The organism is Bradyrhizobium sp. WSM3983 (assembly GCF_000473045.1).
GTDB lineage: Bacteria > Pseudomonadota > Alphaproteobacteria > Rhizobiales > Xanthobacteraceae > Bradyrhizobium.
Window position 1 is genome coordinate 86,767 of the sequence record NZ_AXAY01000030.1, and the last position, 13,543, is coordinate 100,309.

A 13,543-nucleotide genomic window follows, 5' to 3' on the forward strand; every position below is an offset into this window, starting at 1 on the left:
CCGACGCTCGGCACCCAGCACCTTGACCTGCATTCGCCACATGACCTTAAGGCTAGACTTAAGGTCACATCCTCAGAAACGCCGCCGAACTCCACAAGGCGGCCGTCGCCTGAGGAAGACATTTGGGCCGCCGGGTCACGAGGATCCGGAACTGCGCCGGGACCAGGTCCAACCGCTCGCTCTTATCCTCGCCGATCCAGTGCAACTCGCCCTGGCAGCAGGGACAAGTTTTGTCCTTGATGTTGACGACGACCTCGATCCGCGGCAGGTGCATCGGCAAGGCACCACGGTTGCCGCGGCGCTTGCGAGCCCGCGCCTCACGGCCTTCAGGTATGCTAATGTCTTGCGCCGTCTCGCTGTACGGCGCGACCTGCTCGACGTCTTCCGACCCAGCAGCATCTGATCTTCAGGCAGCGTCTCCGCCCGCCGGCCAAACCGATGCCGCTGCAATTCCTTGATGATCTGACTCTCGCACCGCTCGGCGAGCAGCATCGCTTTCAGCGTCTCGGGATCGTCAGGCAGGGCGTCACTCACACCCAATTCAGAGCATATTCGCCGCCATCTGGCGACGCGTCTGACGCTCCTGATTCATTTCGCCGCACCGGTGCCAACGACTATCCAGCTTCCTTTGGCGCCGGCGTCTCCCGTGCCTCATGCACAAGCCGCCAGTCGAGGCCGTCCAGCAGCGCCGACAATTGCGCCGCCGACAGACGCATCACATCGTCCTCGATCTTCGGCCAACGGAAGATCCCATGTTCGAGCCTCTTGGCGAACAGACACAAACCCGTTCCGTGCCAGAACACCAGCTTGATCCGGTCCGCCCGCTTGGCCCGGAACACATAGACAGCTCCCGAGAAGGGATCTGCCCGCATGTTCTCACGCACCAGGGTCGCAAGCCCCTCCATGCCCTTGCGGAAGTCTACCGGTTTGGTCGCCACCATTACCCGGATCGCACCCGACGGACTGATCACCGGCTCGCCTTCAGCGCCTGGACGATCGACGCAATCATCGTCGGATCCGCACCACGACCGGCCCGGATCGTAATGCCGTCAACTTCCATCTCGATGATCCCGGAATCCGCCTTGCCTTGCAGCGTACCGCTTTGCGCTCACGGCCGAGAACCGACGCCGGCACTACGGCATCCACCACCGCCGGCACAAACTGTACTTCTTCGGTTTCAGAAAGACCGCCCGCTGCTCCACGCAACTGACGTCGCCAGCCAAACAACTGCTGCGGTGACAGTCCATGCCGGCGGGCTACCGAACAGACCGAGTCGCCGCTCGCAACGATCTCAGCAACAATCCGCGCTTTGTCCTCGTCGCTCCACTTCCGTCGACGACCGGCCTCGGTGAAGACCTTAAGCCGCCGCACTGGCTCCGTGATAGCAGTATGCACTGTCTCCATTCTAAGACCAACTGTTCAAACAAACCGCAGACTCGCAGATCACCCCGTCATCCGGTAGGCGGCCCTTGAACAGCGCTTACGATCAAGCTTCGGGTATATTACTGCGCAGTCTGCTCCGTGCTCTCTGACCGGTGTTTCCTTTTAGGTTGCAAAAATATCAACCGCAAACGTGAACGTCGATTGTGTTTCCGATTTCGATAGCCGCAAGGCCGAGACCGCCGACCGATCCAAGCACAAGGGAGTCTCGCCGCTTCTCAGCGCACCTCTTTATTGGAGAATAAGCCCGGAGGCTTCGTCGGAAGGCATTTCGTCCGATATCACCACGCATTTATGGCATCTTCGGCGCCATCGCCCACCATCTGGAAACTCCCATGACGCGTTCACCAAGTGGAAACGAACATTCTTCGCTACCAATCGCTTCCACAACGCCAGAAAAATTCCGCGCCAGCCGAAATTAGTCGTTTTGACTTGAGTTGATACTTATCTTCTATGATCAATGCATGGGGAAAGTTACTCCGCTTGCTTTGGCGCGAACGACAACTTGACCGGCTGCAGCCACAGGATCGTCAATCTTTTCAAGCACCAGCGTCCCGGGCCCCCGATCGATCTGCTCATAGTCGCTTTCACGTGCACCCGCGGGAGATGTGTGCAAGTAGCCTCAAACCACAGAAGCGAATAGATGTGCCAGCACCATCAGGTGCACCTTCGATGTTTGGGCTTGTAACGACCCTTCTAGGGCGTAGCAACAGCGACACAACACTCGCGCATCACTGTCCCGCGGCGCTGGCGATAACGAATGTCTAAATCAACTCGCTTGCGTCGATCCCTTTCTTGGCTGCAGCGTCGTCATGTACTTGAAGGAAGCGCGAGACGCACAACGAGTTAACCGCGATTGCAACTGCTGCAATTGTCCTACCGTGATGAACTGCGTCCTTCGGCATTTCGGGACTAAGATGCTCGACTCTGGTGAGGAGTATTGTTTCGCCTTCTTGAGGTGCCGGTCTTGGTACACATCGAACCTCCTCCCGTCGCAATTTTGGAGAGCCAGAACTGGCGAATGAAAGCACGTCAACGTCCGTTGGTCACGTTGGATTACAAGCATTTGGGCCGCCGAGCTGGTGGCGTCCAGGATTCGTTCGATAGCATCGGTGGCGAAGGAGATCGCTCTGCGCGCTTCCGTGCTGCAATGCTCGTGGAGAAGTTCAGGCAGGAGCGACGGCCGCCGCCGCGCAGCGCCCCCACCGCGCAGTCGACGCAGACGTCGGCGGATCTGTGGAGGTCGGCAGGTTGCGCCAACAGAACGAGCGGCTGCGCATGGAGCGCGACCTTCAAAAAATCGATAGTGATCTTTGCCAGAACTCCGGACATGAGCTTCCGTTCCATTGAGGACCATTCTATCCGCGCGCGATGCCTGAGACCTCGCCGGCCGGTTCTATGCTTGGCGCGGGCGTCGGCAGAGTACTCGCGCGACCGGTGATACGACGAAGGCGTACTTTTTTAGTCTGCTGCTGCCAACGATCAAACGTTCTCGTGATTATCGGAGCTTGGCTGAGTCCCGCCCAATCTAGCTAAATGCAAGCAATTGTTACCTCGGTCAACCACCAACGTTAGTAGTTGAGCTAGATAGCAGAGGTATGTCACCTATCGGTTCAAATTGACCGGTCAGGCTGGCCGTCTTTCGCACGGAATTCAGCATGCAACATAACCGCACTTTTGTTACTAAACGCTCGACAGGCGCGCTCGCTGGCGTCGCCGCGAAGCTTCATGGAGCCAATTTGTCGAAGTAGTCGCGTGCATCGTAGAATTCGGTGACGGAAGACGTGTATCGTGGACTTTGTCGGATGGCGCACTCTGGAGGTCTCAAGTGCCTGCGAAAAGTCGAACGTTGAGGCACACTGTTCTGTGGCACCAAATGAACGCCGCTCACCAGCTGAACGCGTTGCGCGGGAATTTCAACTCAAAGGAGGTGCGGCATGCGGCGCAAAGATGAAATGAAGCTCGGACTGTTCCTCCGTCGAGTGGGATTTCACGAGGGAGCATGGCGCGATCCTAGCGTGCCAGCGAAGGGCGGAATCGATGTTGACCATTATGCTCATCTCGCAGAACTTGCCGAACGTGCGGCATTTCACTTCATATTTCTCGACGATAGCCCAAGCGTAATAGAACGAGATCACGCACACATTGCACGTGTAAGCCGAAACGACGGGTTTGAGCCAATCACGCTGTTGTCGGCGCTTTCGTCGAGAACCCAAAAGATCGGACTGGTCGGGACGGCAACGACGACGTACCACCACGCTTATCATCTTGCACGTATGTTCGCCTCACTTGACCACCTATCGCGAGGACGAGCAGCTTGGAACATTGTGACCTCGGGATCTGCATTGGAAGCCCCGAATTTCGGCGAAACGGAGCTTCCAGATCATGATATGCGCTATGCTCGAGCTCGAGAATTTGTAGATGTGGTGAAAGGGCTTTGGGACACGTGGGGAGATGACGCTTTCATTCGCGACAAGAAAAGTGGCATTTTCGCTGACACCACGAAGCTGCATTTGCTTAACCACCGAGGCAACTACTTGTCAGTCAGAGGTCCACTGAACATCGCAAGGCCGCCGCAAGGGTATCCCGTGTTGGTTCAGGCTGGAGCATCTGATGCCGGAACACAGTTCGCTGCAGAATTCGCCGAGGTGGTGTTTACGGCCGAACCGTCTTTAGAAAACGGTAAGCGATATTACGCAGCCCTCAAAGAGAAGGCGCGCGCTGTTGGGCGAGAGGACGATCAGTTGCTGGTCATGCCGGGTATTGTCCCGATCATTGGGAGGACCAAGCAAGAAGCGTCTGAGAAGCTTCAAAGACTACAATCGTATACGCACATCGACGTGCAAATTGGATTGGCTGATCGTATGCTGGGGTTCGTCACCGACTTGAAGTCAATGAATCTCGACTCGATAGTGCCTGCGACTTTACCACAGACGAATGTCACCCAAAGTTATCAGAAGTTACTTCTCGATCTAGCAGTACGCCAGAAATTGACCTGGAGACAACTGATCCGCTTGGTGTCGGACTGCAAGGGCCAGCTAATGATTGTTGGAACACCGGACGAAATCGTCAATGCCATGGTGGATGCGTTTGATGAATATGCAGCTGACGGATTCAACGTAATGCCGGCTAGCTTTCCCGGCGGGCTCAAGGACTTTATTGAGCTCGTTGTTCCTGAATTGCGCAAGCGAGGAAAATTCAGATCGGAATACTCCGGACAAACACTACGTGAGAATCTCGGTCTCATGCGGCCAGTCAATCAGTTCACTCACGCAGCGTGAGCAGGTCTGTGAAATGGCGCTTACGCCGTATCCCATTGGGATCGAGTGGCTGGAACCCACGGCAAGGCTGAAGGTCGGTGATGAGACCGAGCCGAAGGATAACACGAGCTTGCACCTCATGGTCAGTAATTGGGTGGACAATAATCTTGAGTACGTGCTCAGCGATACCATCGCGAATTGCGTGGCCGCAATCTCGTTGGTTAGATCTTCCAGGCGATGACGATGATCCGGCTATTTGCCTCTCAAAGCCTCAAGATCGCTACATACCGGAAATCGCGAACGGCTCGCCTGCTCCTACTCGCTGACCGAGACGAGCCACGGTAGCCATATCCGCAGCCTTGATACAAAGGCTGTACGCGCGGGTGACGAATGGATCCTCATCGGTGAGAAAAGCTTCGTCACCTCTGGCGACAAAGCTGAATTCTTCGTGATGCTCGCCGAGACGGCGGTAGGAGTCTCCGCGTTCGCAGCCCCTATCCTCTGCCGGGCCTCGAAGAAGCGCAAGAGCATGATCGGGCTGCTGTTGCTCAAGCATATTTGCGGGCTCTCCTATGAGGGGTTGTTCGAGCGGTGGGTCCACGACCCGTATTTCCAGTACTTCACCGGCGAAGAGTTGTTTCAACACTCATTCCCGCACGAGCGCTCGGACCTGAGCCATTGACGCAAGCGGCTCAGCGACAGACCGGAGCTGCTGCTGGCCGAGAGCCTGCGGATGGCACACGAGGCCGGAGCATTACGCAGCCAAGTCCTGAAGCGGGTCACAATCGACGGTGCAGCCAAAGGCCATCACCTTCCCGACCGATGCCAAGCTGCTGCGTGCGGCTGTCAAGGGGTTCAACTGCCTGGCGAGGACGCACGGGGGCAAGCTGCGGCAGTCCTGCCTTCGCATTGCCAGACCGCGGCAATGATCGCGGGACCTACGACCATGCCAAGCCAAATGTAATGATAGTGGCTAATTGCAGCGATCGCTCCTAAACTCATGCCATGATACCCATTTGTGAATGAAATGATATTTTGGCGCCCTGTGGACCTTGCGTGAGAGCTTTAACGCTGCCTCACGTCCCGAAGACCTGCGCTTGGTGCGCTTCGACAATAACGCAGTCGGGCGCCAGTTGAGATCCAGGCCTGTGCCGACCGCATGGTGATCCGTAATCGCTGCGGAGCGTCAAGTCCTATCGGCAGGGCGGCAGGCTCTACCCTGGCTCTTCAATATTCGTCGGGGGACAACGGGCTTTCCGACGGGCTGCATGTTGACGCACGACTACTGGGGCGTGCGCCAGACAAAGGAACGCCGCTACTCGTCCGATACGGTTTCGAGTGCGCACCCAGGATGCTTTTGGGAGGCAAGTTGATCGCGCGCACGGAGGAGCGCGACACTCATGTCGAATGGCTGAGATTCCTAAAGCAGATCGACCGCGAAACGCCCATGGAACTGGACATCCATCTGATCCACGCCTCACACCAGGGGATCTACTCGTGAAGCGCAGTCTCGAACATGCTCGTGCCGGTCTTAGACAACTACGCCACTCACAAGCACCCGAAGATCAAGGCGTGGCTCGACCGCCATGCACGCTTCAAGTCCCACTTCACGCCGACATCGTCGTCGTGGATGAACCTCGTCGAACGCTTCTTTGCTGACTTGACCGCGCACGTGATCCGCTCCGGGAGCTTCGCCTCGATCAGTGAACTCGTCCGCGACATCGAAGCTATCTTTCCGATCGCAACGCCGCCCCAAAGCCCTACACTTGGAAAGCCGAAGGCGCCGCAATCCTCGAAAAAATCAACGGTGCCCGCACCGCCCTCGATAAAGTCGAGGCAGCACGAGTTATTATAGCGCATTTGAGAGTCAGGACGCTAGACTAGCGTAGCGCGCAGCTCTCATCAATCTCAAGAGAATACTCCGTCGACTGCAGTTGAGGGCTGCTACGTACCATCACCGCTTCCAAAAACATCATTTCATCATTTCCCACCAGAGTAGGTAGTGTCTCGTGCATCGTCGCTGGTGTACGATCAGTCTAATGTGGCCCCGTATAGGATACAACGTAGTGCGTCACCGTAGGAGAAGCGCAAGAATGAAAGGCGCAGGTTCCAATCCACTACATGTCTCGCGCTTCCTTTAAATATATCACAATGCACCCGCCAAAACGGCATCAAGCTTTTGATGCGATTCGATTTAATGAGTACGTCTCTATTAGACAGTCCGCTCCAAACAAAAGGGCCAACATATCCAAACTTCCGCGCAGATCGGTCGTCTGGTTCGAGTCGCTTCCCGCTTTGGTTGAACGGAGTACGCATGAAAGCGATTATGAGTAGATCGATCGGCGGCCCAGAGACGCTGGTGCTAGACGAAGTTGACGATCCCGTTGCTGCCCCGGGCCAGCTTGTTGCTCGGGTTAGAGCATGTGGGGTAAATTTTCCGGATACACTTATCATAGAAGATAGATATCAATTCAAGCCAAAACGGCCATTTTCGCCAGGAGCCGAGTTCTCTGGCGTGGTCGAAACGATCGGTGACGGAGTACGTTCGTTTGAACCTGGTGATCGAGTCATGGGAGTTTCTAGATGGGGATCAATGGCGCAGAAGATTGGCGTAGACGCGAGCCGTTGCGTGCTGATACCGGACAAAATGCCGTTTGATGAAGCCTCTGCGTTCATCCTCACGTACGGCACCGCCCACTACGCACTGAAAGAGAGGGGTGCTCTAAGAAGCGGTGAGACTCTCCTTGTGCTTGGAGCAGCTGGCGGCGTTGGCCTTGCCGCAATCGAAATTGGAAAAGCGATGGGCGCTCGCGTTGTGGCCGCAGTGTCTACAACTGAGAAAGCGACACTAGCCCGAGAGCACGGAGCAGACTGCGCAGTGATATACCCTACCTCTCCGTTTGATCTATCTTCCCGGAGAGACGCAACGCGCCTTTTCAAAGAGGCGTGCCACCCTGACGGCGCTCACGTCGTGTGCGATGTCGTAGGTGGCGATTATTCAGAGGCGGCTTTGCGCGCCATAGCTTGGGACGGTCGTTTCCTCGTTGTAGGATTTGCCGCAGGCATTCCGCGAATCTCGCTCAACCTTCCCTTGCTTAAATCTTGCCAGATCGTCGGCGTGTTCTGGGGGCCGTGGCTTGACCATAGTGCTGATCATCTTACTCGCAGCGCGGCCGAGCTGCTAGAGTGGTATCAAAATGGCAAGCTGAGACCATGCATATCGGCGCGCTTTCGGTTGGCGGAAGCCGGCGATGCGATTGCCCAATTGGCAGCTCGAAAGGCGATGGGAAAGATCGTCATCGATATCGATTGAATTCCTCTGCGGGATTTGAGCGCGCGAGCTCGACGTCGTGACCGCAAGCGACGACGTCCACCAATCATTCCCTGCTGCGCTTGTAGCTGGAACGTCAATATCCTAGCCATACATTGCTAACATGTGTCCGGCAAGAATTAGCAGAGTGCAGTTATAGGCTGGCCGGACGGGCGCCTTCGCAAGAAGGTGTCGGGACGCTGTTCAGCTTTGAGCTATCCTGGCCGCTCGTCTAAAAGTCGCCGGCACTTCACTGGCGAGGCGCTTTTTTTCAGACACGACTTTCAGGATTAGCGCTCCGGCTCTAGTCATCGGCACAGCGGCTCGCCACCAAACTGAAGCATTTGCGGGCCGAAAGTCTACGGCTGAAGGATAAGTCCGGGCGCGCCGCAGAAGCGCGTTCTCAAGCAAGTGATGCAATCCCACCGTTCAATGGACGCGAACGCCTTCGCGCCCGACGCCGATCTCATCGGTGTGGCGGTCAATCGTAAGCGTCGTTCCGGTCCCACCTTCTCGCGGCACATAGGATAGGCGAGTTTCATGATCTCTTTGAAGGGATCGGCTTGTGTCTATGCTTGACCATACGCTTAAGTCGGACGTGACGGCGCGCCGGCTAAACGGCCACGGTCCAGCCGCTTGGCGTAGAGCGACAATCCAATTCCATCGTGCCACAAGGCCTTGATTAGCGAACCGCTGCGGCCACGGAACACGAAGACATCTCTCCGGCGAACGGATCACGACCAAGGCATTCCTGCACCAATAACGACAAACCCTGCATGCCCTTACGCATGTCGGTGCGGCCGGTCGCAATCCAGATGCGTGCACTCGAAGAGACGGGGATCATCGACGCTCCAGAACCTGCAGCACCCGCGCCAGGGCGGCCGCATCGACGCCGGCATCGACAATCACCCGACGATCCCTGCCAACGACGATCACCATCCGCCCGCTCGTCGATGTGGCAGCAACCGCCGGCTCGACCTGAGCGGCAAGGACAACCCGCGTAAAGCCGCATTGCTCGCTTTGAGGGCTAATCGGCTCGGAACCGGACGAGCGCCGCCACGTCATCAGCAACGAACGTGATATGCCGTGGCGACGTGCCGTCGACGATATCGCGCGCGGCGCTTCAAAGCTCTCGGTCACGATCCGCAGCTTCTCGTCATCCGACCAGCGCCGACGACGACCAGTCTCGACCACCTCAAGCCGTTCAAGCTGAGTACTGCGCTTATGGCTGTCCATAAGGACTGTTACGCACCAATTGGACTAATTCAACAAGGCGGCCCTCGCCGGAGGGAGACCGCTTTTGCCACGGAACACATAGAGGTCGCCGCCGTGCGGGTCCCGCTTGAAGGCTTCCTGCACCAATAAGGCCAGCGAGTTCATGCCGCGGCGCATGTCGGTGTGGCCGGTCGCAATCCACACCCGCACGGCCGGTGCAATGGGGATCATCGCGGCTGTCCATCAGCCAGCGCCGCAACCGCGGCCTTCAGCGTCGCCGCGTCGACCGCGCCCGTGATCCGCATCCGAACCCCGGCAGCAAACTCGATCTCGATCGACCCGCCGCTGCTGGCCGGCGCGACTGGACCATGCGTTACGCTGGAGTCCGGGACCACCCTCGCTGGTACGAAGCCCGTTTGTTGCCCGGAGGCATCCTTCGGCTCCGGATGAAACGACCGTCGCCATCGGAGCAGCAATGAGCGCGAAACACCATATCGCCGCGCCGTCGCCGCGACCTGGCGCGGCGCCTGTAAGCTCTCCAGGACGATCTTGAGCTTCTCATCCTCGGACCAACGTCGCCGCCGACCCGTGTCCACCACTTCGAGCCGCTCGACTTGGGCACTGCGCCTATCACTGTCCATAAGGACAGTTCTCAACAACGCGCCTCACTCGACAAGGCGGCCGTCACCGGATGCGTACATGCTTGGCAAGGGCCTGTGTAATGGGGCATGCCGCCTTTGGCCACTTTCCGACATCTGTTGTATTCAACCGAACCTAAGCGACACGAGGGACATGAATGCTGATCACCTCTCGCCTCAAGCTTGAACATGCGCTTGAGGAAGGCAGGGCAGGTCATTACCTGGATGCAATTGGCACAGGTGAGTTGTCCAGATCGAGCGATTTGTCAGCGCGTCAAGCGGCAACCTGATCGTCGTCGATGGTGCGAGGGTGGGCAGGGGGGCTTGATCAAGCAAGCCATCCCAGCGATCCTTCAAAAATCGACGGCGCCACTTGTCAACGGTGTGTTCATGGATGCCGAGTTCGGCGGCCACAGACTGGCTTGGCAAGCCATCAGCGCATCGCAGGATCGGGCGGCATCGCTCAGATAGCGACCGCGCAGCACGATGACTACTCGACCAGCAGTCTGCCGCAGTCAGAAGATTGCGACTCGCCGGCGTTCCAACACATCGAGAACCCGCGCCAGCGCCTCCGGGTCAACTTGCGTATCCACCCGGATGCGTAGCCGGTTGCCACGATGAATCTCAATCAATCCGTTCGAACCGCCAATAACGGCCGCATCCGCCTATCATCTTCGGATAGCTGCTTTGCAGGTGCAGACGTCGTGGTAATCTGCAACGACAAGAAACATGGCTCAACCGCGACCCTCCCAGTACTTCGACGCGCATCGCCCGTTGACTTAACGCTAGACTCACACGCTTCGCGAAATCCGCCGCCTCAAACAAGACATTGCTCTTCGGATTCGTGCGCCCGTGTCGTGATCGCTCGATGCTCAGCTCAGCGACACATCCGCCGAACACCCTGTCGCGCGCGGTTGAATGCTGATACGTGCCAACAATGATTCCTCAAATAGTCCTCACCAGAGTAGGTAGTGTTTAGATCCCCTCGTAACTGCTTTAGTCATCAGCTAGTACACCGCCGTATGGCTAGGCGCACTTGATCACTGAAAGGCGCAGCAATGACAAACGTCGTTAATCCGTTGCAAGTCTCACGCTTCCTTCAAATACATGATGACGCCGCCGCACAGAAAGGCATCAAGCTTTCGATAGGATTCGATTTTCATAAATACGTCTCTATCGCACGGATCACTCCAACAAAGGGGCCAACATATCCAATTTTCCGGCCAGATCGCTCGCCGATTAAATCAGGCGACGGATATTGGATCATAGGCGTCGACAAGAACAAAGATGTCGCGCTTTTAGAGGCTGCTCGGCTGTTTGACCTTTCGCATAGCAACTTTGCAGCACATCTTCAGTCCTTGAAGGCGTTTTACGCTGACCCGACCGTACACGCACATCCTCAGGACCGTTGTACGTGTAGAGCACCAACCGCGAAGAAGATGACAGGAAAAGTAGCCTACCACGGGGACCGTTGGGTGCGCAGAGACTTTAGGGGACAGGGAGTGCCCAAGATCATGGCAGGAATATCGCGCGGCGTGTCTCTAGCCATGTGGGCTCCTGACTTCTTATGTGGGCTTGCAGCGCGCCGATTATTGGAAAAAGGAAGCGTATACGGATATGCGCACTATGAAGCCGAGGGGTCGATACTGCAACTGATAGAAGAGAATATTGTGGACGACGATTGGCTTGTCTGGCTCACCGGCGAGGAGTTGAGAGGCCTTGTTGATCGTCGTGATATAGGCGCGCCGATTGTGGTCCCGTCATTTTCGGCGGCATCGGGCGGTAGTGGTGAGCCTGATGGTGCCCTGTCCCATGAATTCGGGGCATAATTACTACCTCGGTTTTGGGGATACTGATCGAAGGACATACCCGATGCGATCCGGACAGCCGAAGGCGTTGCTCACATTGTCGAGCGGCGAACGCGCATTGTCAGCCCCCATACGATCGGTAATGAGGCAAATGCTTCATCGCCGATCGGATCGAGGGACTCGATGACGAGATGCCGCACCGGCAGTCCCGCACCGTCGAGGGCGAGGCGTGGCCGAGCTGATCACCAAGAAACTCGCTCGCAAGCCCAAAGCCGCAACCACTGGAGCGTACGCGCCATCGCCAAAGAGACCGGGGTTACCAACTGCACCGTCCATCCCTTGTTCCAGCTCTTCGGTCTGCAACCTCACCGTTCCGGAGCTTCAACTTTTCGACCGATCCGTTCTTTGTCGAGAAAGCTGCGCGACGTGGTCGGGCTTTATCTCAATCCGCCCGACAGGCTGTAGTGCTTTGCGTCGATAAGAACAGCCAGATCGAGGTGCTCTTACGCATTTAAACTCTGCTTCCTACGGGGGGCGGCTGTCACGTGCGACTATCAGCGTCCTGGTAGCACTCCCCTGTTCGCCGCCCTCAACCTGCTCGACAGAGCGGTCATCGCCCAATGCAAGCCCCGCCATCGTCACCAGGAGTTCCTCGCCTTCCCGCGCCACATCGAGTGGTGCCGGTCCAGCTGGACATCCATCTGGTCGTCGACAACTACGCCACCTGCAAGCACCCCAAGGTCCAAGCATGCCTCGCCCGCGGTCGGCGTCGGCACATTCACTACCGCCACTTATCCCTCCCGGCTCAACTAGGCCGAACGCTCTTCGCCCTCATCGCCCAACGCGCCATCCGTCGTGGCTCCTTCGACTGCCCCGCCGACCTCGTCAAAAAAATCGACCAATTCATCACAGCCCTTCATCTGGGCCGCTACTGCTGACTAAATTCTCCAGTAACTCACGCGACTTTGTTAGCGAGTTTCCGGGACAGAACACTAGCGCGCTGTTGAAAAACGCGCTCGCCGCGTACCGGCGACGGTGATTCGTTGGCTCCGACCAGATTCGGAGATAGTGCGTGCGCGGCGGCGACAATCGAACGGGGGATCTGCCAGTTGCGTTGATCTGGAGACGCAAGTGCGGGCGATCAATCGAGCGATCCGGACGATTGTTAAAGAGGCGCTTTCGACGCTGGAGCGCGAGTTCGCCACGCGGTCTTCGCCAGTTGGGCGGCCGTCGATCCCCCCGTTGAAGCTGCTGCGGGCGATGCTATTGCAGGCGCGTTATTCTCGACTGGAATACGGCCTGCTGTTCCCCTGGTTCGTTGGAATTGGCGTATGATGACGCAACCTGGCACCATCCTGCGTTCTCGAAGAACCGTGATCGGTTGCTGGAAGGTGACGTCGCGGCCAAGTTCGGAGGGGCGGTGCCGGCCCAGCCCCAGGGTGAGAAGCTGCAGTCGAGCGATCACTTCTTGGTCGACGGCACGCTCATCGAGGTCTGCCTTGATGAGGAGCGTCAATCCCAAGGATAGCTCGGGCGAGCCGCCAGCGCAAGGCGGCGGGAGCAATACCGAAGCGGGTTGCGCTCGATGAACGTGACGCCGCGTGTTGCGCTGACATCAAGCATACAGAAGCGTCACCGGATGATCGGCGCGGCGCGATCTTCGATGAAGCGGAATCTGGCGTCCGTACTCCGACAAAACGCGCCGTCGACTTCCAAAGAACCAGCCGGATCGGAGTCGGGCGATCGCGGACTGTCGGCGTGGCAATCCGTCATTCAATGATGAGTAGGAGGATATCCGATACGTGGGGTCCAGCAGTCCGGATCCGGTCAAGGTGTTATTTCGATCCTAGATGGATTGGAAGTGTGTCCGGA

The 13,543-nt window shown here is 57.4% G+C and carries 9 protein-coding genes and 7 pseudogenes; 7 read left to right on the forward strand and 9 right to left on the reverse strand.

The features are described 5' to 3' along the window. Positions 1 to 121 precede the first annotated feature (121 nt). The 3 genes and pseudogenes from YUA_RS45765 to YUA_RS52050 form a co-directional block, all read right to left on the reverse strand. Positions 122 to 492, reverse strand: a pseudogene (locus YUA_RS45765) (IS66 family transposase zinc-finger binding domain-containing protein); the annotation flags it as partial. Between the two features lie 122 nt (positions 493 to 614). Further along, positions 615 to 941 carry an IS66 family insertion sequence element accessory protein TnpB gene (gene tnpB / locus YUA_RS0132490; RefSeq protein ID WP_156947410.1) on the reverse strand — a complete coding sequence of 109 codons (327 nt, stop codon included), beginning with the start codon at positions 939 to 941 and terminating at the stop codon, positions 615 to 617. A 292-nt stretch (positions 942 to 1,233) separates the two neighbouring features. Continuing rightward, positions 1,234 to 1,404 (reverse strand): annotated as a pseudogene (locus YUA_RS52050) (transposase); the annotation flags it as partial. Between the two features lie 1,973 nt (positions 1,405 to 3,377). On the opposite strand from YUA_RS52050, the gene YUA_RS0132505 reads away from it, so the two are divergent. The 5 genes and pseudogenes from YUA_RS0132505 to YUA_RS0132535 all read left to right on the forward strand — a co-directional run bounded on the left by YUA_RS0132505 (position 3,378) and on the right by YUA_RS0132535 (position 8,013). Then, the gene (locus YUA_RS0132505; protein ID WP_027534428.1) at positions 3,378 to 4,721 is read left to right on the forward strand and encodes an LLM class flavin-dependent oxidoreductase; all 1,344 of its coding nucleotides are present in this window, start codon (positions 3,378 to 3,380) and stop codon (positions 4,719 to 4,721) included. Positions 4,722 to 4,956: 235 nt separating this feature from the next. Next, positions 4,957 to 5,133: pseudogene (locus YUA_RS49075) on the forward strand (hypothetical protein); the annotation flags it as partial. Positions 5,134 to 5,226: 93 nt separating this feature from the next. Next, positions 5,227 to 5,637 (forward strand): annotated as a pseudogene (locus tag YUA_RS45775) (transposase); the annotation flags it as partial. A 420-nt stretch (positions 5,638 to 6,057) separates the two neighbouring features. Next, positions 6,058 to 6,584, forward strand: a pseudogene (locus tag YUA_RS52055) (transposase); the annotation flags it as partial. A 430-nt stretch (positions 6,585 to 7,014) separates the two neighbouring features. Next, the gene (locus tag YUA_RS0132535) at positions 7,015 to 8,013 is read left to right on the forward strand and encodes an NADPH:quinone oxidoreductase family protein (RefSeq protein ID WP_027534432.1); all 999 of its coding nucleotides are present in this window, start codon (positions 7,015 to 7,017) and stop codon (positions 8,011 to 8,013) included. A 584-nt stretch (positions 8,014 to 8,597) separates the two neighbouring features. On the opposite strand, the gene tnpB (YUA_RS52800) is transcribed toward YUA_RS0132535, so the two are convergent. From tnpB (YUA_RS52800) to YUA_RS49095, 6 genes and pseudogenes are all read right to left on the reverse strand, one after another. Then, on the reverse strand, positions 8,598 to 8,720 hold the full coding sequence (gene tnpB / locus YUA_RS52800) for an IS66 family insertion sequence element accessory protein TnpB (protein WP_084293016.1): 123 nt from the start codon (positions 8,718 to 8,720) through the stop codon (positions 8,598 to 8,600). Beyond that, a complete protein-coding gene (gene tnpB, locus YUA_RS52805) occupies positions 8,693 to 8,854 on the reverse strand; it encodes an IS66 family insertion sequence element accessory protein TnpB (RefSeq protein WP_084293017.1) in 162 nt (53 codons plus the stop codon). The genes tnpB (YUA_RS52800) and tnpB (YUA_RS52805) overlap by 28 nt, the downstream gene beginning before the upstream one ends. Next, the gene (locus YUA_RS0132540; RefSeq protein ID WP_027534433.1) at positions 8,851 to 9,246 is read right to left on the reverse strand and encodes a transposase; all 396 of its coding nucleotides are present in this window, start codon (positions 9,244 to 9,246) and stop codon (positions 8,851 to 8,853) included. Before YUA_RS0132540 ends, tnpB (YUA_RS52805) begins: the two co-directional genes overlap by 4 nt. A gap of 24 nt (positions 9,247 to 9,270) precedes the next feature. Beyond that, positions 9,271 to 9,456 (reverse strand): IS66 family insertion sequence element accessory protein TnpB, encoded by a 186-nt coding sequence (gene tnpB / locus YUA_RS45785; protein WP_035972380.1) that lies wholly within the window; start codon positions 9,454 to 9,456, stop codon positions 9,271 to 9,273. Further along, complete coding sequence (locus YUA_RS0132550) at positions 9,453 to 9,866, reverse strand: transposase (RefSeq protein WP_027534434.1); 414 nt, start codon at positions 9,864 to 9,866, stop codon at positions 9,453 to 9,455. The genes tnpB (YUA_RS45785) and YUA_RS0132550 overlap by 4 nt, the downstream gene beginning before the upstream one ends. 277 nt (positions 9,867 to 10,143) lie before the next feature. Continuing rightward, positions 10,144 to 10,382: pseudogene (locus tag YUA_RS49095) on the reverse strand (helix-turn-helix domain-containing protein); the annotation flags it as partial. A 539-nt stretch (positions 10,383 to 10,921) separates the two neighbouring features. Here YUA_RS49095 and YUA_RS50465 point away from each other — a divergent pair. Further along, entirely contained in the window at positions 10,922 to 11,692 is a 771-nt protein-coding gene (locus YUA_RS50465; RefSeq protein ID WP_156947412.1) for a hypothetical protein, read from the forward strand. A gap of 1,051 nt (positions 11,693 to 12,743) precedes the next feature. Continuing rightward, a pseudogene (locus tag YUA_RS49100) lies at positions 12,744 to 13,245 on the forward strand (transposase); the annotation flags it as partial. Positions 13,246 to 13,543 lie beyond the last annotated feature (298 nt).